This window comes from Dactylosporangium thailandense, from assembly GCF_059739745.1.
The window spans coordinates 4,257,006-4,277,091 of record NZ_AP029195.1; the positions used below are offsets into that span (position 1 = coordinate 4,257,006).

The window sequence follows — 20,086 nt, forward strand, 5'->3', positions numbered from 1 at the left end:
CAGCAGGGTGCCCGGTGATGCAACCCTGGGTGGCTCAGTACGCCAGTGACCGGTTGGGCCGATCGACCAGCGCGCCGCCCAGCACCTGGTACGGCTGGCGGGACGCGACCGCGTGCTGGGTGGCGGTGTGCAGGTCGCGCATCCGCTGCTGCAACCCGCACGAGTCGTAGATCGACGAGCCGCCGCCGAGCTGGTAGGCCGTGTCCACCGCCCGGCGCGCCAGCGTGGCCACCTCCGCGGCGGTCCCCCGCAGCGCGGCCCGCTGGACGAGCGACGCCGGCGAGCCGGGTCGCGCGGCCCGGGCCCAGGCGGCCTCGGTCTGGGCCGTCAGCAGCGCCTCGGCCGATGTCGCGGCCAGATACGCCTCCCCGGCCCGGTCCTGGAACAGTGGCTGGTCGGCCAGCGCGGCCGGGCTGAAGGCCGGTCGCTTGCCCGCGCCGGCGAGCGCGACGACGTCGTCGACCGCCCCCCACGCGATGCCGACCATGGCCGCGGCGACCAGGAACGCGCCGTACTCCAGCAGCGGTGTCCGGAACCCCGGCCGGTCCAGCGCCGGGCGGGAGCCGACGACCGAGCACGTCCACTCGTCCGGGCACGACCGCCGGCGCACCTTGACGTCGTTGCTGCCGGTGCCGCGAAGCCCCAGCACGTGCCAGCTGTCGACCACCGTGACCGAGTCCATCGGCAGCACCGCCAGCCGCATCGGCGGCGGCCCGGCCCCGTCAGTCCCGCCGGTCGCCGCCGGATCGTCGCCCACCACGGCGCACTGGCCGAAGAACCAGCGGGCGTGGCCGCAGCCGGTCACGAACGGCCACTGCCCCGAGATCCGCCAGCCGCCCTCCGGATCGCGCATCGCGCGGCCCTTCGGCGCCGTCGCGCCCGCGCCGACGACGTCGGGCCCGTCGGCGTAGAGGGTGTCGAACGTCGGCGGCGGCAGGTAGGCGAACACGACCTGGGCCAGCGACGCCTGCCCGACCGTCCAGCCCACCGCCGCGTCGGCCCGCGACAGCGTCGCCACCACGCGGATCACGTCCGGCAGTGGCAGTTCGTCGCCGCCGTGACTGACCGGCGTGACCATCCGGAAGCAGCCGGCCGCGGTCAGCTCCGCGACCAGCTCCGCCGGCAGCGCCCGGGCACGGTCGGCGTCGCCGCGCAGCTTGGTCGCCAGGGCGGCCAGGTCGGGCAGGTGGGTGAGCGCGTTCTCCGTCACGGCCGGCCCCCGTGGTCGCGATGCCCGGCGCCGAAGTACCGCTCGCGCAGCGTCGGCTCGTCGGGGTCGTACCGGCGCCGGAAGAGGTCCTGCCGCTGCAGCTGCGGCACCAGCAGGTCACAGATGTCCACCGCGCCGGCGGACGCCGGGCAGGGGATGAGGTTGAAGCCGTCGATGCCGGTCTGCTCGATCCACGCCGTCATGTGCGCGGCCACCTCCTCGGGGGTTCCGGCGAGCATGAAGCGGCCGCCGCGCATCGGGCGGTGCGGCAGGGTCAGCGTCCGGCGCACGTCGCCGACGGTCCAGTCGCGGTCCGGGCTCGTGCGCCGGATCAGGTCCAGCGGCGTGCGGGTGCCCTCGACCCGGATGCTCTCGATCGGGGTGTCGTCCGGATACCCGCCGAGGTCGACGCCGGTCCAGCCGCACCACTTCGCGAGCCGCCCCTCCGCGCTGTGCAGCGATGTGAACAGCTCCACCTTGGCGGCCGCCTCCTCGGCGGTGGGCGCCACGATGACCGGGATGCCGAGCAGCACCTTGACCGACGCCGGGTCGCGGCCCGCCTCCCGCACCAGCCGGCGCAGCTCGGCGACCTGCTCCGCGCACCGCTTGCGGTCCCCGGCGGTCAGGAAGACCACCTCGGCGTGACGGGCGGCGAACGCCATCCCGCGCCCCGAGGCACCGGCCTGGTAGAGCACCGGTGTCCGCTGCGGCGACGGCTCACACTGGTGCGGGCCGCGCACCCGGAACCACTTGCCGTCGTGGCCGGTCTCGCGGACCAGCGCCGGATCGGCGTACCGGCCGCCGGCGACGTCGGCCACGACCGCGCCGTCGGACCAGCTGTCCTCCCACAGCGCCCGGACCGCCGCCAGGTACTCGTCGGCGCGGTCGTACCGCACGTCGTGGGCCAGGAACTCGCCGATGCCGTTCGCCTCGGCCGAGCGCAGGTACGAGGTGACGACGTTCCACCCGATCCGGCCGCCGGTGAGGTGGTCCAGCGTTGAGAACGTGCGGGCGCAGAGGTACGGCGGGTGGTACGTGGTCGAGTACGTGACCGCGAACCCGAGGTGCCGTGTCGCCGCGGCGAGCGCGGGGATGACCAGGACCGGGTCGATGGACGGGATCTGCACCGCCTCACGCACCGCGGGATGCCACGAGCCCTCGTACACGTCGTAGACGCCGTGCACGTCGGCGAAGAACAGCGCGTCGAAGCACGCCTCCTCGAGCCGGGCGGCCAGCGCGATCCAGTGCCCGAGGCTGCGGTACACCGCCGGGTCCGGTTCCTGCGGATGCCGCCAGAGCCCCTCGAACGAGGGCGACGGCGTGCACTCCGTGAACAGGTTGAGGTGCATGTCCCCGACGCTATCGGCACGTCCGCCGACGGTACCGACTCTCGTCTATGCATTTGCGGGGCCGCTTCTACCCATTGCCCGATCGCAGCCCCGGGCTCATCATCGCGACCACGGCGAGCAGGACCATGACGGACGCGTAGCACCACACGGTGGCCACCGCACCGGCCAGGCCGAGCAGCAGTCCGGCGAGCAGCGGCCCGGCCGGCGTCGCGACCGCGGCCAGCTGGCTCGCCGCGCTGCTGACCCGTCCCAGCAACGCATCGGGCGCCTCGGTGGCGATGCGCGCCTGGATCCCGGCCACGAGCGCGGGCGCCGGGAAGTACGCGACGGCGGCCAGCGCCCCCATCGTCCACGGCGAGCCGGCCACGAGCAGCAGCCCCACGCTCGCCGCGCCGCACCAGCCGAAGCCGAGCACGACGGCGCGCGCGGACAGGCGCCGCAGCAGCCACGGCGCGGCCACGGCCCCCAGCAGGCCGCCCACGCCGCCCATCCCGAGCATCACGCCGATCCCGCCCGGCCCGGCGCCGCGCTGGTGCGCGAGCACCACGACGAGCAGCCCCATCGAGCTGTAGACGACGGCGACGGCGGCGCTCCAGAGCAGCGTCGCCCGCAGGAACCGGTGCCGCCACAGCCAGCGCACGCCGGCCAGTATCTCGCTACCGGACACCCGATCCGGGGCCGGGTCCGGCCGCCGCGGCGCGCGCAGTGGCGTGCGGATGCCCGCGACGCAGAGCAGGGACACCAGGTATGAGGCCGCGTCGAGGTGGAACGGCAGGGCGGCGGAGATCCCGAACGCGGCACCGCCGGCCGGATTGCCCAGCAGGCCCGCGAGGTGACCACGGGCCTGGTTGCCGGCCGCGGCCGCCGCCACCGCCGGGGCCGGGACGACGTGGCGCACCGCGGCCAGCTCGGCCGGGGCGAAGAACGCCGCGCAGACCCCCTCGACGAGCGCGGCGGCCAGGACGGCGGGAAACCCCGCGTGGCCGGTCAGCACGGCGATGCCGAGCGCGGCCAGGGTCACGGCCCGCAGGGCGTCGCAGGACACCAGCACAGCGCGGCGGCTGCACCGGTCGACGACCAGGCCGGCCGGGTACCGCGCCAGCACCGTGGCCGCGGTGACCGCGGCCGCGAGGGTGCCGGCCAGCGCCGCCGAGCCGGTGAGGGCCAGGACCAGCAGCGGATAGGCGACCGCGGACATGCCGGAGCCGAGCTGCGAGGCCGCCTGCCCGAGCCACAGCAGCGTGAAATCCCGGTTGCGGCGCAGGACGACCGGAGCGGCGGGATCGGCAGCAGCGGCTGGGTCGGCAGGATCGGCAGGATCGGTCGCGATGCCGGTCACAGCACCGCGTCCGCCTGCTCGCGGGCCGCCCAGCGAACCATGGTCAGGACCTGTTCGACCATCACCGTCAGATCGGCGACCGCGCTCGGGTGGGCGGGCGATCCGTCGTCGGTGAACGCCGCGCGCTCCCGGGCGAGCGTCACCCCCAGCGGGGTCGGCCAGCCGCGCAGCGCGTGGCCGATGGTCCGCAGCGACGCGACCGTCGAGTGCGCGCCTTGGTCGCCGCCGGCCACACCGACGCAGCCGATCGCCCGGCCGTGCAGGTAGGGCCGCGGGTCGCCGGCGAGCTCGTTGACGTAGTCGAGGGCGTTCTTCAGCAGCCCGCTCGGCGCACCGTGGTAGGCGGGCGAGAGCAGCACCACGCCGTCCGCTCCGGCCAGCGCGTCCAGGAAGGCGCGGGACCGCGGCTCCGTGCGGCCCGGCCGGTAGAACGGGAACTCCAGGTCGGTCCCGCTGAACACGGCGGAGGGCAGGCCCGCCGCCGCGCACCGGCGGGCGCACCAGCGGGCCAGCCGGTCCGCGCTGGAGTGCGCGCTGAGCGAGCCCGCCAGCAGGACCACCCGCGGCGTGCCGGCGATCTCCCGCACTGTCATCCGGCCTCCCCGGTCAGGCCGAGCCGGGCGGCGATGCGCAGCCGGTGTCCGGTCGCGTCGCCGTGCAGCACGGCGGACGTCAGCGCCCGTTTGTGGTACAGGTGGGCGTCGTGTTCCCAGGTGAAGCCGAGACCGCCGTGCAGGTGCACGGTCTGGGCCGCCACCCGCTGGTAGTGCTCGGCGAGGTAGGCCTTGGCGCTCGCCGCCGCCTCCGGCAGCTCGTGCGGTGCGGTGTCGGCGACGGTCGCCGCGTGCCGGCAGAGCGCCCCGGCCTGCTCCGCGACGACGTGCAGATCCGCGCAGCGGTGCTTGACCGCCTGGAAGGCGCCGATCGGGCGGCCGAACTGCGTACGCTCCTTGACGTACGCGACCGCCATCCGCACGCATTCGGCGACCCCGCCGTACTGTTCCGCGGCGAGCAGCAGCGCGGCGAGGTCGTCGAGGTGGCCGATCACCCCCGCCGGATCGGTGCAGGACAGCTTGCGGGCCCGGGCACCGGTGAACTCGAGCCGGGCCAGCCGCCGGGTCGGGTCGAGCGCCTCGAGCCGGTCGCGACGCGTTCCGGGACCGCGCGCCGAGAGCACGTACAGGCCGGGACCGTCGTCGCCGCCGGCCGGCAGGACCAGGACGTCCGCGGCGAGCGCGTCCGCGGCCAGCGGCACCACGCCGGTCAGCCGGTCTCCGCGCGCGGTCACCGCGCCGTCCGGCGGGCGGACCCAGACCGCCACGGTCGCCCCGGCGAGGACGGGCGGCAGCAGCTCGGCCGCGGACCGCTCGTCGCCGCCGGCGACCAGGGCCTGCGCGGCGAGGACCACGGTCAGGTACGGCACCGGCGCCAGCGCCCGGCCCAGCTCGGCGCAGACCACGCCGGCCTCCCGCCAGCCGGCCCCGCTGCCACCGAACCGGCGCGGCACCGCCAGCCCGACGAGGTCCAGTTCGCTCGCGAGGCGCTTGTACAGCAGGCGGTCCCAGCCGTGCCAGCCGTCGGCCACCGCGCGCACCTGCGGCATGGCCGCGTGCCGGGTGAGCAACCGGCGCACCGCGTCGCGCAGCGCGTCGAGCTCGGCGCTGCCGGCCGACGTCGGCGCCGCGGCGGGCCGGGTGGCGGTGTCGCCGTCGCGGGGCAGGCCGAGGAGCCGTTCCCCGACGATATTGCGCTGGATTTCATCGGTACCGCCGGCGATGCCGGTCGACAGCGCGACGCCGACGGCGGTCGCGAGGTCCGGCTCCCCCGGCCGCCCGCAACGGGCGACCACACCGGGGCCGGCCACCTCCGACGCGGTCTCGGCGGCCAGCCGGTCGAGTGCCGCCCAGGCCAGCTTGGCCACCGAGCCGCGGGCGCCCAGCTCCCCGCCGGAGCGCGCGGCGGCGGCCAGCTCGGCCCGCAGCGACGCGAGCGCGTTCTCGTGTACGCGCACCCGGCCGACCCGATCGAGGGCGATCGCCCGGTCGCCGGTGGCCGCCCGCGCGAGCTGGGCCGCGGTGATCGTGGTGCCGGAGGCGCGCAGCATCGCCGCGCTGGACTGCCGCTCGTGGGTGAGCATGGCCATGGCCACGGCCCAGCCGCCGTCGCGCTCGCCGATGATCCGGCCCGCCGGCACCCGGACCCGGTCGAGGAAGACCTCGTTGAAGACGTCCCGCCCGGCGAGGTCGCGCAGTGGCCGCACCGTCACGCCCGGCGCGTGCATGTCGACCACGAACATCGTGATGCCGTGGTGCTTGGGCGCTCGCGGGTCGGTGCGCGCGAGCAGGACACCGAGGTCCGCCCACTGCCCGCGGGACGTCCACACCTTCTGGCCGGTGACCACGAAGTCGTCGCCGTCGGGCTCGGCCCGGGTCGCCAGCGCCGCGAGGTCGGAGCCGGCGCCCGGTTCGGACATCAGCTGGCACCAGATCTCCTCGCCGCGCAGCAGCGGCGGCAGGTACCGGCGGCGCTGCGACTCGGTGCCGAAGGCCAGCAGCGTCGGCCCGACCATCCGCAGCCCGATGGTGAACGGCTCGCCGGGCAGGTCGTAGCCGGCGGACTCCGCGGCGAACGCCAGCTCGTCGTCGGCGCCGAGACCCCGGCCGCCGTACTCGACCGGCCAGTCGATGCCCGCGAACCCGGCCGCGTGCAGCGCGCCCTGGAACCGGCGAGCGCCGTCCAGCCCCTCGCCCCAGGGCGTGTCCGCGTGCCGGGCCAGCCAGTCCCGGGCGGCCGCGCGGAACCCGGCGGCGGTCATCGCGCACGCTCCGGCGTGAAGCGGACCGGCATCGCCGTCAGCCCGTTCATGAAGTTGGACTGCAGCCGGGTCGGCGCCGCGGTCAGCTCCAGGCGCGACAGGTGCGGGCGGAGGAACTCGAGCATCGTCGAGAGCTCCTCCCGGGCCAGCGCGGCGCCGAGGCAGAAGTGCGCGCCGACGCCGAACGCCAGGTGCGGATTCGGCTGGCGGGCCACGTCGAAGTCGTCCGGCCGCTCGAACACGGCCTCGTCGCGGTTGGCCGAGATGTAGTAGAGGACGACCTTGTCCCCGGCGGCGATCGGCTGCCCCGCCAGTTCGGTGTCGGCGGTGGCGGTACGCCGGAACTGCATGATCGGGGTGACCCACCGCAGGATCTCCTCGGTGGCGGTGGGCAGCAGGGCCGGGTCGGCCACCAGGCGGTCCCGCTGCCGGTGGTGCTCGGTGAGCGCGAGCAGGCCGCCCGAGATCGCATGCCGGGTGGTCTCGTTGCCGGCCACCACCAGCAGCATCCAGAACTGGCACAGCTCCTGATCGGTGAGGCGCCGCCCGTCGACCTCGGCGTTGGCCAGGAGGCTCACCACGTCGTCGGCGGGGTGGGCGCGGCGGTGCGCGGCGAGCCGGCGTACGTAGTCGGAAGCCTCCGCGAACGTGTCGCGGTACACGGCGACGTCGCCTCCGCCGAATCGCGGGTCGTCGAAGCCGACCAGGTGGTTGCTCCAGCGCAGCAGCAGCCCGCGGTCGGCCCTCGGCATGCCGAACAGGTCGGCCAGCACGATGAGCGGCAGCTCCGCGGCAAGGTCGGCGACGGCGTCGAACTCCCCGGCCGCGAGCACGGCGTCGGCGACCTCGGCCGCGTTCTGCCGGATCGACCGGCGCAGGGCGCGCACCGAACGCGGGCCGAAGGCGGTGCTCACCAGGCTCCGCAGCCGGGTGTGCTCGGGGGCGTCCATGTTGGCCAGCAGCTGCCGGGCCCGCTCCAGCTGCTCGGGGGTCTGCGGGTCGGCGAGGAAGGCGCCGCCGGCCGCCGACGAGAACGTCGCGGTGTCCCGGGAGGCCGCCACGACGGCGGCGTGCCCGGTCACCGCCCAGAACCCGGCGCCGGTGCGGGTGTGCGTGCCGGTGCCGCCGCGGTGCCGGCGCAGGGGCGGTTCGCCGGCCCACGCCACCGGCGACTCGGCCCGCCGGCGGCGGAACTCGTCGTGCGGGACACCGGTCGCGTACGTCGCCGGATCGGCGAGCAGCGGGTCCGGGGCGGCCAGCCGGTCCCGCAGCACCTGGCGGCGGAGCTTGCCGGTCGGCTCGCGGGGCACGGAGCCGACCACCCGGTACTGCCGCGGCACCTTGAACCCGGCGAGCCGGGCACGGCAGTGCCGGTCCAGCTGCTCGAACAACGCCGTGCCGGCGGGGGCGTCCGGCGCCACCGCGACGGCGGCCGTCACCCGTTCGCCGAACTCGTCGTCGGCGATGCCGAAGACGGCCGCGTCGCGCACCGCCGGGTGCGTCTGCAGGACGGCCTCCACCTCGGCGGGGTAGACGTTGACCCCGCCGGAGACGATCGTGTCCGCCCGCCGCCCCGTGAGGAACAGGTAGCCGTCGTCGTCGAGGTATCCGGTGTCGCCGTAGGTGAACGTGCCCGGCGCCAGGTGTGCGTCGCGGGTCTTCTCCGGCGCCCCGTGGTAGTGGAAGTCGTTGTCCGCCGGCCGGCGCAGGTAGACGGTGCCCTCGGCGAACGCGGGCAGCGGCGTGCCGTCGGCGCCCGCCACGACCAGCTCGTTCGGCGGCGCGGCCCGCCCGACGCTGCCCGGCCGGCTCAGCCAGCCCGCCGAGTCGATCACGGTGGCGATGCCGCCCTCGGTGGCCGCGTAGTACTCGGTGAGCACCGGGCCCCACCACTCGATCATCTGCCGCTTCACGTCGATCGCGCACGGCCCGCCGCCGTGCCAGACCCGGCGCAGCGTCGCGCCGCGGAACGCCGCCCGGGCCTCGGCCGGCAGGCGCAGCAGCCGGATGAACTGGGTCGGCACGAGGTGGCTGCTGGTGATGCCCTGCTCGTCGATCGCGGTCAGCACCCGGGCCGGGTCGAATCCGTCGTGCATGACCAACCGGCACCCGCCCAGGAGCGGGAACAGCGAGAAGAACAGCTGCGCCGAGTGGTACCAGGGGCCGGCGAGCAGCGCGCGGCCGCCACGGTCGACGCCGAGGCCGGCCTGCAACCGCTGGACGAGCACATCGACCCGGCCGAGCGGGGCGCCGGCGACGAGCAGCCCGTTGACCACGCCCTTCGGGTTGCCGGTGGTGCCGGAGGTGTACAGCATGGTCGCGCCCGAGCACTGCTGCGCGGGCTCGTCGCCGGGCTGGGCGTCCAGCAGCGCCTCGAGCGCCTCGAAGCCCTCGACGCCATCCGGTCCGCCGGTCACCACGCACAGGTCGGGGCGGATCGCGGCGCTGGACAACGCGGCCGCCGCGGTCGCCGCGCGGGCCCGGTCCACGACCAGTCCCCGGCACTGTGAGTCGGTGAGCAGGTAGGCGACCTCGCCCGCGGTCAGGTGCCAGTTCACGGGCACGAACGTGACCCCGGCGTGCAGGCAGCCGAGCACCGCCTCGACGACCTCGCGCCGGTTGCCGGCGAAGACGGCCACCCGGTCCCCCGTCCCCAGTCCCCGCGCGCGCAGCAGGTGAACCCAGCGGTTCACCCGTTCGTCGAGCGCGGTCCAGGACTGCCGGGGCGAATGGTCGTCGACGACGGCCCACTGCTCGCCGGAGACCGCGGCGGCCCTGCGTACCAGTTCTGCCATCTCGTTCCTCCTCAGTCGAGCAGCCCCGGGTCCCGGCGCACCGCGTGGCGGTAGAGCGGGCCGAAGCTGAACCGGCCGATGTCGTGGCCGCCGACGGTCTCCCGGGTCGCCCGGGCCTCGGCGGCGTCGATGCGGACGGGCGTCCCGGCCGCCTCGGCGGCCAGCTGCACCCGGCAGCAGCTCTCCATCGCCACGAACCACCACGCGGCCTCGCCCACGCTGTGCCCGACGGTGAGCAGGCCGTGGTTGCGCAGGATCGTCGCCTTCGCGCCGCCGAGCGCCGCCGCGATCCGCTTGCCCTCGTCCAGGTCCAGCACGACGCCGGTGAAGTCGCGGTAGACCGTGTGGTCCTCGAAGAACGCGCAGGCGTCCTGCGTGATCGGGTCGAGCGGGCGGCCGAGCGCGGACCAGGCGCGGCCGTACGTCGAGTGGGCGTGTGCCGCCGCCACGACGTCCGGCCGGGCGGCGTGCACGGCGGCGTGGATGGCGAACGCCGCGGGGTTGATCCGGCCCGTCCCGCGCACCACCCGGCCGGCGTGGTCGACCAGCAGCAGGTCGCCGGCGCGGATGTCGCCGAAGTGGGTGCCGAACGGGTTGACCCAGAAGTGGTCGGTCAGGATCGGGTCGCGGGCCGTGATGTGGCCGGCCACGCCCTCGTCGAAGCCGTGCTCGGCGAACACCCGGAAGGCCGCCGCGAGCTGCCGGCGGCGGTACAGCCGCTCCTGGTCAGGCGTTCTCGTGCTCATACCGTGTCGTTCCTTCCGCCGCTGCGATCAGCCGCAACCGCCGGCCGTGTCGGTGTCGTAGGCGGCACCGGCGGGTGCGGGCCGGCCGGCATCGCGCTCTGGTTCGGGACTGGGGTGCGCGTGCAAGGCGGCGACGAAGTCGTCCAGCCGGTCCAGGCCCCAGAACCGGTCCCGGCCGGCGATGCAGTAGGGAATGCCGAAGACGTCGTCGTGGTACGCGGCGACCAGGCAGTCGACGGCCTCGGCCCGGATCGCCGGGTCGTGGACCGCGCCCGCGAGCTCGTCGCCGTCCAGCCCGGCGGCGCGGGCCACCTCGCGCAGCGTCACCGGCTCGCAGATGTCGCGGCCGTGCTCCCAGCGGGCGGCGGTGGCCGCGGCGTAGAACTGCTCGGCCCGGCCCAGCCGCCGCGCCTTGAGCCAGGCCAGGTGCGGCAGCTCCCACCAGGGGTCGACGTCGATCGGCCAGACCATGCGCAGGCCGGCCCGGGCGGCCAGCCGCTTGGTGTCGAGCAGGATGTAGCGGTGCTTGGCCCGGCTCATCTGCACGTAGTGGAACTCCGCCCCGCGCTCGGTGAGCGCCGCCTCGGTCTGCGGGTCGGGGTCCCAGTACGGCCGGAACTCCAGCCGCGTCATCGCATCCGGCACGGCCTCGCACAGCCGCCGGACCGCCATCCAGCTGAACGGGCTGCGGAACGAGAAGTACACCCGGGGTGCGCGCCTGGTCATCGGCGGGCCGGCCCGCCGGTGAGCGCGGCCACGGTCGGCGCGTCGAGCTCGGCGAGCCGGCCGGCGCCGGGTCCGCGGCTGACCGCGTAGCCGTGCAGGATGGTGGCGGTCGCGGTGTGCACGAGCCGGTCTCCGCGCCGCACGTAGCAGTCCATGCGGCCGTCGAAGGTGGTGCCGCGCAGCACGTCGGTGACCACGAACGTCGTGTGCACCGTCTCCTCCATGTGCACGTCGGCGAGCAGGGTGACCCGCGCCCGCGACACGACCGGTATCCAGGCCCGTTCGGCGAGCATCCGGCGCACCGAGATGCCGCGGTCGGCCAGGAACCGCTCGACGACGTCCTCCAGCGCGGCCACGTAGGCCGAATGCTGGACCCGGTCGGAGTAGTGGCAGTGCTGGTAGGCCGTGCGCCACGACCAGAGCAGGGCCGTCGAGCCGTGCGGGGTGAGGGTCGCGGCGACATCACCGGTTATCGCGGTGCCGGGACCGCCGCCGCCGGCCTCCGCCACCACGAGCGGCCGCAGCGCACCGGCGGGCGCGCTGCCCGGCGGGTCCTTCTCGGCGACCAGCACGACGCTCACGCGCCCGCGCAGCACGCTGACCTCGCGTCCGTCCCGGGTGACCAGGAGCCGCACGGAGAAGCGGCCCGGTTCGCCCCCGGCGGCCGGGGCCACGAGCGCGGTGACCTCGTCGTCGAGCTCGAGCACGGCCGGCAGGAGCACCGAGGAGTCCACGATCTCCAGGCCCAGCCCGTGCTCGAGGTACAGCCGGCCGGGCGCCTGGCCCTGTCGCCGGAACCACTCCAGGATCGCCTCCTCGACGAGGTACATGAAGTGCTTGAACCCGATCCAGGTGCGGATGTTGGCCCCGGTGAAGCGCGGGTGGCCGAGCCGGACCGTCTCGACGGCCGGGCCGGTCGTGGTGTCGGTGGTCATGCGCTGGTCTCCTCCCAGGCCGGGTCGGCGACGAACCCGAGGAGCTCGCCGGCCACGTCGGCGGCCTGCGCCACGTGGCAGAAGTGGTCGTAGTGGGGCCGGATGCGCACCGTGGCGGCCGGCATCCGCCGGGCCAGTGCCTCGGCCCGGCCGCCGGCGAGGCACGGATCGGCCTTGCCGGCGAGCACGAGGGCCGGTGTCCGGACCGAGCCCAGCGGCAGCTCCGCGGTGGCGAGGAAGTGCTCGAACAGCGTCAGGAAGCCGATCGGGCCGATCCGCTCGACCATCTTGGCCACGATCAGCTCGCGCAGGTCCGGGTCGAGCAGGGCCGCCCGCGGCCCGAGCCGGGGGCCGAGGCCCTGCGTCACGATCGCGTCGAACTCGCGGCGGCATCGCTCGAACACCGCCCAGCTGACCGGGACCTCCGGTGGCCGGTAGAACGGCGCCAGCAGGACCGCCCGTGCGTCCGGCGCGGTGGCCGGGGCCTGCGGGCCGGCCAGCAGGCCCAGCACGGCGGTGGCCCCCAGCGAGTGGCCGACCAGCACCGCGACCGGCTCATCGAGAGCGGCGAGGCCGCGGCCCACCCAGTCGGCGGCGGTGGTGTGCCGCCAGCGGTAGTCGTTGCCGGAACGCCACGGCAGGTCCAGCGCGACCGCGCGCCAGCCCGCCGGAAGGCGCTCGGCCAGCGGCATCCAGCTCTCCCAGCCGTCCTCCATGCCGTGCACGAAGGCGACGAGCGGCCCGTCGCCGCCGGCCCGCAACGGACGCGGTTGCGCACTGCGGTTCACGACGCGCTCACCCGCACACCGCGCCACCCGTCGGCGGCGTCGCCGCACACCACGAACCGGCCGGTCGAGCTCCCGGCGCGCACGGCGGCGGCCGCATCGGCGACCCGCAGCACGCCGTCGGCGCCGTAGCTGTCCCCGGCGGCGCCGCCGTCCGGGACCGGACGGACCGCACCGATGTGGGGACTCCCGGCCGGCCCGGAGCGGGCCAGGATCAGGCAGGCGGCGGCGGCCCGCAGCGGGCGTCCGTAGACGGCGGCCGCGTCGGGGTCGGCGGGCTCGCAGCCGACCACCACCACCCGCTCGGCCCGCCCGGACCGCAGCAGCAGCGCGGCGCTCGCGACCGCGTCGAGCCCGCCGGTCGCGCCCGAGCAGATCATCAGGTTCGGCCCGCTCCAGCGGAACCAGATGGCCAGCGCCCCCGCGATCACGTTGCTGGACAACACCGGGGCGAGCAGCGGGCTCACGCCACGGCCACCGCTCTCGCGCACCGTGCGCACCACGCCCCGGACGGCGGCGACGTTGCCGAGGTTGGAGCTGACGACGACCGCGGTCCGGGGGTCGGCGGGCCCGGCCGGCCGGGGTGCCCGGTCGGGCCGCTCGAGGGTCCGGTGCGCGGCACAGATCGCGAGCCGGGTGGCGGCGTCCTTGCCGAGCAGTCCCTTGCGGCCGAGCACCTCGTGGGCCCGCTCCGGCGGCGGGGCGCCCGGGTCGTCCCCGGGCAGGTACACGGCGCTGGCCAGCACGGTCAGGTTCATGGCGCCGCCACCAGCGTGACCGCGTTGACGCCGCCGAAGCCGAACGCGTCGACCTGGGCCAGGCGGATCCGGCCGGGCGCGGGTGCGCCGGTCACCAGCCGCAGTCCGTGCGCCTCCGGTGCGGGCTCGCGCAGCCCGACGACGGGCGGCACCGGCCCGCCGGCGAGGCAGCGCAGCGCCACGTCGAGGCTCATCAGGGCCGATCCGCCGGAGGTGTGCCCGATGGCGCCCTTGACGGCGGTGACCAGCGGCCGGCCGCCGACCTCGGCGCGCAGGACCACGGCCTCGACCGGGTCGTTGAGTGCCGTCCCGGTGCCGTGGGCGACCACGAGGTCGACGTCGGACGGTGCCCGGCCGGCGCGCTGGTAGGCGTCCCGCATCGCCCGCGCGATGCCGTCCGCGGACGGTGCGGTCTCGTGCTCGGCGTCGCAGGACAGCCCGGTCGCCAGCACCCGGCCGACCGGCCGCCGGCCCGGTGAGGGGTCCCGGGCGAGCACGACGGCGGCGGCGCCCTCGCCGAGGAGGACCCCGCGACGGTCCGCGTCGAACGGCCGGATCCGGTCGGTCGGCGCGTCCGCCATCCGGCCGATCATCGCCAGCATCGACTCGGTCATGGCGTCCGCGCCGCCGACCACCACGACGTCGGCGTCGCCGAGCTCCAGCAGGTCCTGGCCGAGGGCGAGGGCGTGCCCGGCCGCGCTGCACGCGTTGGCGATGGTGAGCACCTCGCCCAGCACCGGCGCCGCGGCCCGGACCACGCCGGCGAAGTGCAGGTCCTCCGCCCGGGTGTCGCCGGCCTCGACCGCGGACAGTTCACGCAGCCCGGTGCCGACGACGGCCGTGACCCGCCGTGCGGGTTCGGCCGCGAGATCGACGCCGGCGCGGCGCAGCGCGGCGATCACGCACTGGGCGAGCCATGCGCCGGCCCGCAGCGGCCGGCCGTGGTCGGCGCCGGGCATCTCGTAGCCGTGGAGCACGTTGATCCGCGCGCCGTCGACGCCGCGCAGCGGTGCGACTCCGGTCCGCCCGGCCAGCAGCGCGGCGTAGGTCGCGTCGCCGTCGCCGAGGCAGGTGCGCACCTCGCTGGCCAGGATCAGCACGCTCACCGGCTCCACCCCCGCAGCAGCGCCGCTCCCACGGCGCCGTCCGGGGTGTGGCCGGTGACCAGCGCCAGCTGCCCGTCGCGGGCCGGGTCGCCGCGGTGCACGGCGAGGACCGTCGCGACCTGCAACGCGCCCGAGGCGGCCTGGCACTCGCCGAAGACCTCCCGCACCGCCAGCGTCCGGCAGCGGGAACCGTCCAGCGCGGCGGCGACGGCGGCGCTCTCGGCGGGGTCGGCCGTGACGACCAGGGTCACCTGGGCCGGGGCGGCACCCGCCGCCGCGAGCGCCCGGCGCACACACCCGGCCAGCGCGTCCGGCCAGGCGTCCGCGGCCGCGGCGAACCCGGCCGTGGCGGCGAGCACCTCGGCGTCGACGTGGCGGCCGGCCGCGCGGGCGGCCTCGGCGCGTTCGACGACGCACACGGCGGCGCCCTCACCCGTCGGCACCCCGGGCGCCGCCCCGGGTGCGTGGTGAGCCGCCCAGGCGGAGTGCGGGGTGTACTCCTCGACGCTGCCGGTCAGCACGGCATCGGCATAGCCGGCGCGCAGCGCGTTGGTGGAGTACCGCAAGGCACCCAGGAACCCCAGTGCCCCGCCCGCGACCGTGGCGTTGACGCCCTTGAGCCCGAAGCGGATCGCCGCCTGCCCGGCCGCGCAGTTCATCACGGTGTTCGGGAACAGCATCGGATTGACCAGGTACGGCTTGTCCTGCACCAGGGTCTCGCGGCTGAAGTCGCTGGTGGATCGCAGGCTGCCGAGGGTGGTGCCGAGCGTGATGCCGATCCGCTGCCGGGTCTCGTCGGACACGGCGAGCCCGCTGTCGGACAGCGCCTGCCCGCAGGCGACGACGGCCAGCCCGGTGGCCCGGTCGAAGGTGCTGGTGCCCTTGCGGCCGAGCAGGGCGGTGAAGTCGAGGCCTTCGACCACGGCCGCGGCCGGTGCGGGCAGCGGCTCGGCGTACCAGTCGACGGCGGTCGTGCGGGGCGCGGCGGCGGCGCCGTGCCCGATCGGCGCCACGGCGGCGACGAGCGGCCCGGCCCCGACCGCGGCGGCGCTGAGGACACCCCAGCCGGTGATCACGGTCCCGGTCATGCGACGGCTCCGAGGATGGTGATGGCGTTGTTGCCGCCGAAGGCGAACCCGTTGTTCTGCACCACCCGGACGGTGGCCGGCCGGGCCTGGTTCGGCACCGGGTCGATGCCCTCGAGCGACTCGTCGGCCGTGCGCCAGTTGATGGTGGGCGGCAGGAACCCGTCGGCGATGGCGAGCGCCGAGGCGATCGCGCCGAAGCCGCTGGCCGCGCCCATGGTGTGCCCGAGCATGGACTTGATCGAGCTCATCGGGGGCGGTGCCGCGCCGAACACGTCCCGCACGGCCGCCGCCTCCACGGAGTCGTTGGCGGGGGTGCCGGTGCCGTGGGCGCAGATGTAGTCCACGTCGTCCGGTTTGATGCCCGCGTGCCGGTGCGCCATCCGCATGCAGGCGGCGATCGTGGGCGCGTCCGGAGCCACCATGTGCCGCGCGTCGCAGTTGACGCCGTAGCCGAGCAGTTCGGCGTAGACGTGGGCGCCGCGCGCCGCGGCGTGTCCGGCGCTCTCCAGCAGCAGCACCGCGCCGCCCTCGCCGGTCAGGATCCCGGAGCGGTCGCGGTCGAACGGCGCGCACGCGTCGGCGGTGAGCGCGCCGAGCCGGTAGAAGCCGGCGTGCGCCCAGCGGCACACCGAGTCGGCGCCACCCGCCAGCGCCACGTCGGCCTGCCCCGTCGCGATCAGGTCGTGCGCGTACCCCAGGGCGTAGTTGCTCGCCGAGCAGGCGGTCGCCAGCGTCATCGACTCCCCGCACAGGCCGAGCTCCGCGCTGACCGCGTGGGCGAGCCGCCCGGCCGGTGCCTGCCCGAAGAGCGCGGCGTCCGCGGCGGGGAACCCGCCGGCGACCAGCTGAGCGGTGATCCGCTCCACGACCTGCGACTCGCCGCTGGTGGTGCCGATCACGGCGGCGGCGCGACCGGCGTCGACCCGATCCAGGTCCAGGCCGCCGTCGCGCACCGCCAGCCGGGCCCCGGCCGCGGCGAACAGCGCCGAGCGGCCCCAGTGCGCGGGCTCGATCCGTTCCAGCAGGGCCCGCGGTTCGAACCCGGTCACCTCGCCGCCGTTGACGTACGGGAAGCCCCGGGTGTCGAAGCTCTCGATCGGGCCGATGCCCGACCGCCCGGCCAGCAGCGACTGCTTGAACTCGGGGCGGCCGATGCCGACGCTGGACACCGGACCCAGGCCGGTGACGACGACCGGGTGCACCGCTCAGTCCTGCCAGCCGGCGTACCGCGCGACCACCTCGTAGGTGGCCTTGAGGTTGCGCATCTCCGGCAGCTCCGACTGCGGGATCTCCACCTTGTACAGCTTCTCGATCCGGGCCAGGATCTCGATGGCCCGGATCGAGTCGGCCTCGTAGTCGTCGGCGAAGTCGCCGGCGTCGGTGACCTCCTCGGGCTCCACCTCGAGCACCTCGGCGACGATCTCACGCAGTTCCTCGAAACGACTCGTCGTGCTCATCTGTCTTCCTCTCCTCGGTTCGGTGTCTTCTCGGCGGCTCGTCGACGTGCTCAACGCGGCTCGATCTGCCCGGCCGGGCGGGTCACCGCCACCAGGGAGCCGAACGTGGCCACCTCCCGGTCGCCGACCCAGGTGCTGCCGCAGGCGAAGGCGGTGCCGGGCACCACGTGCTCCAGCCGGGCCTCGTGGCGCAGGACGTCACCGGGGTTGACGGTGGCCCGCGGCACGCAGTCGCGCGCCGCGGCGAACATGAGCACGCCGCCGGGGTCGTCCACAGTGGAGGCACGCCACAGCACCGCGCAGGCCTGCCCGAAGGACTCGAGCACGAGCGGGAACGGGTAGGCGTACCGGCCGGCGTCAAGGCCGTCGGGCAGGTCCTGGTAGCAGGGCTCCGCGCCGGTGACCGCCTTCACCGCGGTGATCCGCACCCCGGGCTCGAGCTCGTCGACCCGGTCGAGCAGGAGCATCGGCCAGCGTTGCGGCAGCAGGGCCCGCAGTTCAGCGTGGGTCAGCACGGCCGCCCCCGGGATAGCCGTAGTCGGCGCGCACCGTCGCCGCCCGAACCCCGTCACCGCGCTCGAACCGGCCGTCGGCCCGGTGCCCGTCGTCGTGGCGGGTGAGCGTGCAGGTCAGCGTGAACCACTCGCCGGCGCGCAGTGGCGCCAGACAGCGCAGCGACCGCAGCCGGATGAGCTCCGGCAGCGCACCGCGGTCCTCGCCGAGCACGCCCACGACCGTCTGCCGCAGCGTTTCCAGGAGAAACACGCCGGGGAACAGCGTCAGGCCCGGGAAGTGCCCGGGAAGGTACGGGTCGCTCGGGTCCACCAGCTTCGCGGCGCGCACGGTGAGCACGTCGTCGCGGCGCAGGTCACCGGCGATGACGTCGATCCGGTCCGCGGCCCGCAGGGGCGCGGCGCTCGCCGCCGTCACAGTGTGATCCCGCCGTCGACGGAGAAGACCTGACCGGTGACGTATGACGCCTGCGCCGAGACCAGGAACGCGACCAGGGCGGCGACCTCGTCGGGCGTCCCGTAGCGGCGCATGGGGATCCGCTCCAGCGCCTTGTTCCGGGTGCGCTCGGGCAGCGCTGTCGTCATGTCCGTCTCGATGAAGCCGGGCGCGACGGCGTTGACCCGGATGCCGCGGGAAGCGACCTCCTTGGCCAGCGACTTGGTCAGGCCGATGATGCCGGCCTTCGTGGCGGCGTAGTTGGTCTGGCCGGCGTTGCCGTGGATGCCGGCGACGGACGACATGTTGACGACCGCGCCGCCGCCCCGCTTCAGGAATCCGAAGACCGCGGCGCGGCAGACGTTCCAGGTGCCGGTGAGGTTCGTGGACACGACATCGGCCCAGTCGGCGGGCGGCATCAGCACCAGCGGCGCGTCCCGGTTGATCCCGGCGTTGTTCACCACCGCGGTCAGCGGTCCGAGTCGCCCCTGCGCGTCGCGGATGAAGGCCTCCACGGCGGCCGCGTCGGCCACATCGCACGGCGCGAAGTGCGTCGGCACGTCGAGCGCCGCCACCTCCGCCCTGGTCTTGTCGGCCTGCTCCCCCGGGCTCGCGTAGCAGCCGGCCACGGCGTACCCGTCAGCCGCCAGGCGCAGCGCGATCGCGCGGCCGATGCCCCTGGAGGCTCCGCTGATCAGGACGCAGGGTCGCTCGGACATCGCTCTCCCTCTTGTTCCGCCGCTGCCGGTGTCGAGATATCTCAACGTAATAAGGTCTTGAGCGCCTCGGACAGAAGGCGGCGGGCGATGTCATACGTGACCGTCAAGCCGCATATCGCCGAGGATCTCCTCGGTGTCCGCACCCGGCGCCGGAGCGCCGTGCCGCACCCGGGTGGGCGTCCGCGAGAACTTCACCGCGGTGCCGGTCAGGGGGGCGGTGCTGCCGTTGTGCAGCCGGGTCGGCGCGAGCATCTCGCGCTCGAGGACGTGGGGGTCCTCGGCGGCGTCGGCGAACGTCCGCACCGGGGTCGCGGTCAGCCCGGCCGCGCAGAGCCGGGCGACGGCGTCCGCCGCGGTCCGCTCGCGGCACCATCGCGCCACCACGGCGTTGACGGCCGCCCGGTTGGCGAGCCGCTCGTCGTTGGTGGCGAATCCGGGCGCCCGGGCCAGATCCGGCCGGCCGATCAGCTCCGCCAGCACGCGCCAGTGCTTGTTGAGGGCGACGGCGAGGTAGATGCGGCCGTCGGCGCAGTCGTAGCCGTTGGCGGGCGCGACGGACTCGGCCTCGTCGCCCCACCGTCGCATCGGCACCCCGGTCGCGCCGAGGGTGAGAAATCCGGCGCTCTGGAACAGCATGGTGTCGAGCATGGCCACGTCCACGTGCTGGCCTTCGCCGGTGCGGTCGCGGTGGCGCAGCGCGGCCAGCGCGCCGATCGCGCCGTGCAGCCCGGCCACGTCGTCGGCCAGGAACGTCGGCGCTCTGACCGGGCGGCCGTCCGGCTCGCCGTTGAGCGACATCCAGCCGGAGGTCGCCTGCACGACCGGGTCGTAGCCGGGGCGGTGCGCGTCCGGGCCGTACTGCCCGAAGCCCGAGATGGAGACGTAGACCAGATCCGGGCGGACCGCGCGGCACTCGCGGTAGCCCAGGCCCCATCCGTCCATGGTGCCCGGCTTGTAGTTCTCGACGAGCACGTCGACGGTCGGGACCAGGCGCAGGAGCGTCTCCCGGTCCGCCTCCCGCCGCAGGTCGAGGGCGACGCTGCGCTTGTTGCGCTGTACCGTTTCGCGGAACCACGACAGCCCGGTGTCGGGAATCCGCGGCGGCACCTGGCCGTCCCGGTTGCCCGGCATCTCGACCCGGATCACGTCCGCGCCGAGGTCGGCCAGCACACAGGTGGCCATCGGGCCGGACCACACCTTGGTCACGTCGAGCACGCGCACGCCGGCCAGCGGCCCGGTCAGGTCGGTGCGCGCCTCCCGGTAGAACTCCTCGCGGTCCATGATCCTCCTCGGCCGAGCGCGCTACGCCG

At 75.4% G+C, this 20,086-nt stretch carries 19 protein-coding genes; all 19 read right to left on the bottom strand.

Annotated elements, in window-relative coordinates; genetic code table 11:
• Positions 1–34: 34 nt before the first annotated feature.
• The 19 genes from AC6JBM_RS18425 to AC6JBM_RS18515 all read right to left on the bottom strand — a co-directional run bounded on the left by AC6JBM_RS18425 (position 35) and on the right by AC6JBM_RS18515 (position 20,057).
• Positions 35–1,210 (bottom strand): acyl-CoA dehydrogenase family protein, encoded by a 1,176-nt coding sequence (locus AC6JBM_RS18425; protein WP_497984805.1) that lies wholly within the window; start codon positions 1,208–1,210, stop codon positions 35–37.
• Positions 1,207–2,559, bottom strand: a complete 1,353-nt coding sequence (locus AC6JBM_RS18430; protein ID WP_497984806.1) for an LLM class flavin-dependent oxidoreductase — start codon at positions 2,557–2,559, stop codon at positions 1,207–1,209. Before AC6JBM_RS18430 ends, AC6JBM_RS18425 begins: the two co-directional genes overlap by 4 nt.
• A 67-nt stretch (positions 2,560–2,626) precedes the next feature.
• Complete coding sequence (locus AC6JBM_RS18435) at positions 2,627–3,898, bottom strand: MFS transporter (RefSeq protein WP_497984807.1); 1,272 nt, start codon at positions 3,896–3,898, stop codon at positions 2,627–2,629.
• Positions 3,895–4,491 (bottom strand): NADPH-dependent FMN reductase, encoded by a 597-nt coding sequence (locus AC6JBM_RS18440; protein ID WP_497984808.1) that lies wholly within the window; start codon positions 4,489–4,491, stop codon positions 3,895–3,897. The genes AC6JBM_RS18435 and AC6JBM_RS18440 overlap by 4 nt, the downstream gene beginning before the upstream one ends.
• Entirely contained in the window at positions 4,488–6,713 is a 2,226-nt protein-coding gene (locus AC6JBM_RS18445; RefSeq protein WP_497984809.1) for an acyl-CoA dehydrogenase family protein, read from the bottom strand. The genes AC6JBM_RS18440 and AC6JBM_RS18445 overlap by 4 nt, the downstream gene beginning before the upstream one ends.
• Positions 6,710–9,508: a cytochrome P450 gene (locus AC6JBM_RS18450; protein WP_497984810.1), complete on the bottom strand. Its 2,799-nt coding sequence runs from the start codon at positions 9,506–9,508 to the stop codon at positions 6,710–6,712. The genes AC6JBM_RS18445 and AC6JBM_RS18450 overlap by 4 nt, the downstream gene beginning before the upstream one ends.
• Positions 9,509–9,519: 11 nt before the next feature.
• Complete coding sequence (locus AC6JBM_RS18455; RefSeq protein ID WP_497984811.1) at positions 9,520–10,254, bottom strand: class II aldolase/adducin family protein; 735 nt, start codon at positions 10,252–10,254, stop codon at positions 9,520–9,522.
• A 27-nt stretch (positions 10,255–10,281) separates the two neighbouring features.
• Positions 10,282–10,980 carry a 2-hydroxychromene-2-carboxylate isomerase gene (locus tag AC6JBM_RS18460; protein ID WP_497984812.1) on the bottom strand — a complete coding sequence of 233 codons (699 nt, stop codon included), beginning with the start codon at positions 10,978–10,980 and terminating at the stop codon, positions 10,282–10,284.
• Entirely contained in the window at positions 10,977–11,915 is a 939-nt protein-coding gene (locus AC6JBM_RS18465) for an acyl-CoA thioesterase family protein (RefSeq protein WP_497984813.1), read from the bottom strand. The genes AC6JBM_RS18460 and AC6JBM_RS18465 overlap by 4 nt, the downstream gene beginning before the upstream one ends.
• The gene (locus AC6JBM_RS18470; protein WP_497984814.1) at positions 11,912–12,703 is read right to left on the bottom strand and encodes an alpha/beta fold hydrolase; all 792 of its coding nucleotides are present in this window, start codon (positions 12,701–12,703) and stop codon (positions 11,912–11,914) included. Before AC6JBM_RS18470 ends, AC6JBM_RS18465 begins: the two co-directional genes overlap by 4 nt.
• Positions 12,700–13,458 carry a beta-ketoacyl synthase N-terminal-like domain-containing protein gene (locus tag AC6JBM_RS18475; RefSeq protein ID WP_497984815.1) on the bottom strand — a complete coding sequence of 253 codons (759 nt, stop codon included), beginning with the start codon at positions 13,456–13,458 and terminating at the stop codon, positions 12,700–12,702. Before AC6JBM_RS18475 ends, AC6JBM_RS18470 begins: the two co-directional genes overlap by 4 nt.
• Positions 13,455–14,564: a beta-ketoacyl synthase N-terminal-like domain-containing protein gene (locus AC6JBM_RS18480; protein ID WP_497984816.1), complete on the bottom strand. Its 1,110-nt coding sequence runs from the start codon at positions 14,562–14,564 to the stop codon at positions 13,455–13,457. The genes AC6JBM_RS18475 and AC6JBM_RS18480 overlap by 4 nt, the downstream gene beginning before the upstream one ends.
• Complete coding sequence (locus AC6JBM_RS18485; protein WP_497984817.1) at positions 14,561–15,652, bottom strand: beta-ketoacyl synthase N-terminal-like domain-containing protein; 1,092 nt, start codon at positions 15,650–15,652, stop codon at positions 14,561–14,563. Before AC6JBM_RS18485 ends, AC6JBM_RS18480 begins: the two co-directional genes overlap by 4 nt.
• Positions 15,649–16,854, bottom strand: coding sequence for a beta-ketoacyl-[acyl-carrier-protein] synthase family protein (locus AC6JBM_RS18490; protein WP_497984818.1), 1,206 nt, complete (start codon positions 16,852–16,854; stop codon positions 15,649–15,651). Before AC6JBM_RS18490 ends, AC6JBM_RS18485 begins: the two co-directional genes overlap by 4 nt.
• Before the next feature lie 3 nt (positions 16,855–16,857).
• A complete protein-coding gene (locus tag AC6JBM_RS18495) occupies positions 16,858–17,109 on the bottom strand; it encodes an acyl carrier protein (protein ID WP_350611531.1) in 252 nt (83 codons plus the stop codon).
• A 50-nt stretch (positions 17,110–17,159) separates the two neighbouring features.
• Positions 17,160–17,624 (bottom strand): 3-hydroxyacyl-ACP dehydratase FabZ family protein, encoded by a 465-nt coding sequence (locus AC6JBM_RS18500; RefSeq protein WP_497984819.1) that lies wholly within the window; start codon positions 17,622–17,624, stop codon positions 17,160–17,162.
• Positions 17,608–18,039, bottom strand: coding sequence for an ApeI family dehydratase (locus AC6JBM_RS18505; protein ID WP_497984820.1), 432 nt, complete (start codon positions 18,037–18,039; stop codon positions 17,608–17,610). The genes AC6JBM_RS18500 and AC6JBM_RS18505 overlap by 17 nt, the downstream gene beginning before the upstream one ends.
• Positions 18,036–18,776, bottom strand: a complete 741-nt coding sequence (fabG, locus tag AC6JBM_RS18510) for a 3-oxoacyl-[acyl-carrier-protein] reductase (RefSeq protein ID WP_497984821.1) — start codon at positions 18,774–18,776, stop codon at positions 18,036–18,038. Before fabG ends, AC6JBM_RS18505 begins: the two co-directional genes overlap by 4 nt.
• Before the next feature lie 90 nt (positions 18,777–18,866).
• Positions 18,867–20,057 (bottom strand): CaiB/BaiF CoA transferase family protein, encoded by a 1,191-nt coding sequence (locus AC6JBM_RS18515; protein ID WP_497984822.1) that lies wholly within the window; start codon positions 20,055–20,057, stop codon positions 18,867–18,869.
• Between the last annotated feature and the right edge of the window lie 29 nt (positions 20,058–20,086).

What these genes read in the sequence shown, in the direction of transcription:
- AC6JBM_RS18455 (WP_497984811.1), bottom strand. Translation starts at nt 10,254, where the DNA reads ATGAGCACGAGAACGCCTGACCAGGAGCGGCTGTACCGCCGCCGGCAG.
- AC6JBM_RS18440 (WP_497984808.1), bottom strand. Translation starts at nt 4,491, where the DNA reads ATGACAGTGCGGGAGATCGCCGGCACGCCGCGGGTGGTCCTGCTGGCG.
- AC6JBM_RS18450 (WP_497984810.1), bottom strand. Translation starts at nt 9,508, where the DNA reads ATGGCAGAACTGGTACGCAGGGCCGCCGCGGTCTCCGGCGAGCAGTGG.
- AC6JBM_RS18445 (WP_497984809.1), bottom strand. Translation starts at nt 6,713, where the DNA reads ATGACCGCCGCCGGGTTCCGCGCGGCCGCCCGGGACTGGCTGGCCCGG.
- AC6JBM_RS18475 (WP_497984815.1), bottom strand. Translation starts at nt 13,458, where the DNA reads ATGAACCTGACCGTGCTGGCCAGCGCCGTGTACCTGCCCGGGGACGAC.
- AC6JBM_RS18515 (WP_497984822.1), bottom strand. Translation starts at nt 20,057, where the DNA reads ATGGACCGCGAGGAGTTCTACCGGGAGGCGCGCACCGACCTGACCGGG.
- AC6JBM_RS18495 (WP_350611531.1), bottom strand. Translation starts at nt 17,109, where the DNA reads ATGAGCACGACGAGTCGTTTCGAGGAACTGCGTGAGATCGTCGCCGAG.
- fabG (WP_497984821.1), bottom strand. Translation starts at nt 18,776, where the DNA reads ATGTCCGAGCGACCCTGCGTCCTGATCAGCGGAGCCTCCAGGGGCATC.
- AC6JBM_RS18430 (WP_497984806.1), bottom strand. Translation starts at nt 2,559, where the DNA reads ATGCACCTCAACCTGTTCACGGAGTGCACGCCGTCGCCCTCGTTCGAG.
- AC6JBM_RS18465 (WP_497984813.1), bottom strand. Translation starts at nt 11,915, where the DNA reads ATGACCACCGACACCACGACCGGCCCGGCCGTCGAGACGGTCCGGCTC.
- AC6JBM_RS18485 (WP_497984817.1), bottom strand. Translation starts at nt 15,652, where the DNA reads ATGACCGGGACCGTGATCACCGGCTGGGGTGTCCTCAGCGCCGCCGCG.
- AC6JBM_RS18460 (WP_497984812.1), bottom strand. Translation starts at nt 10,980, where the DNA reads ATGACCAGGCGCGCACCCCGGGTGTACTTCTCGTTCCGCAGCCCGTTC.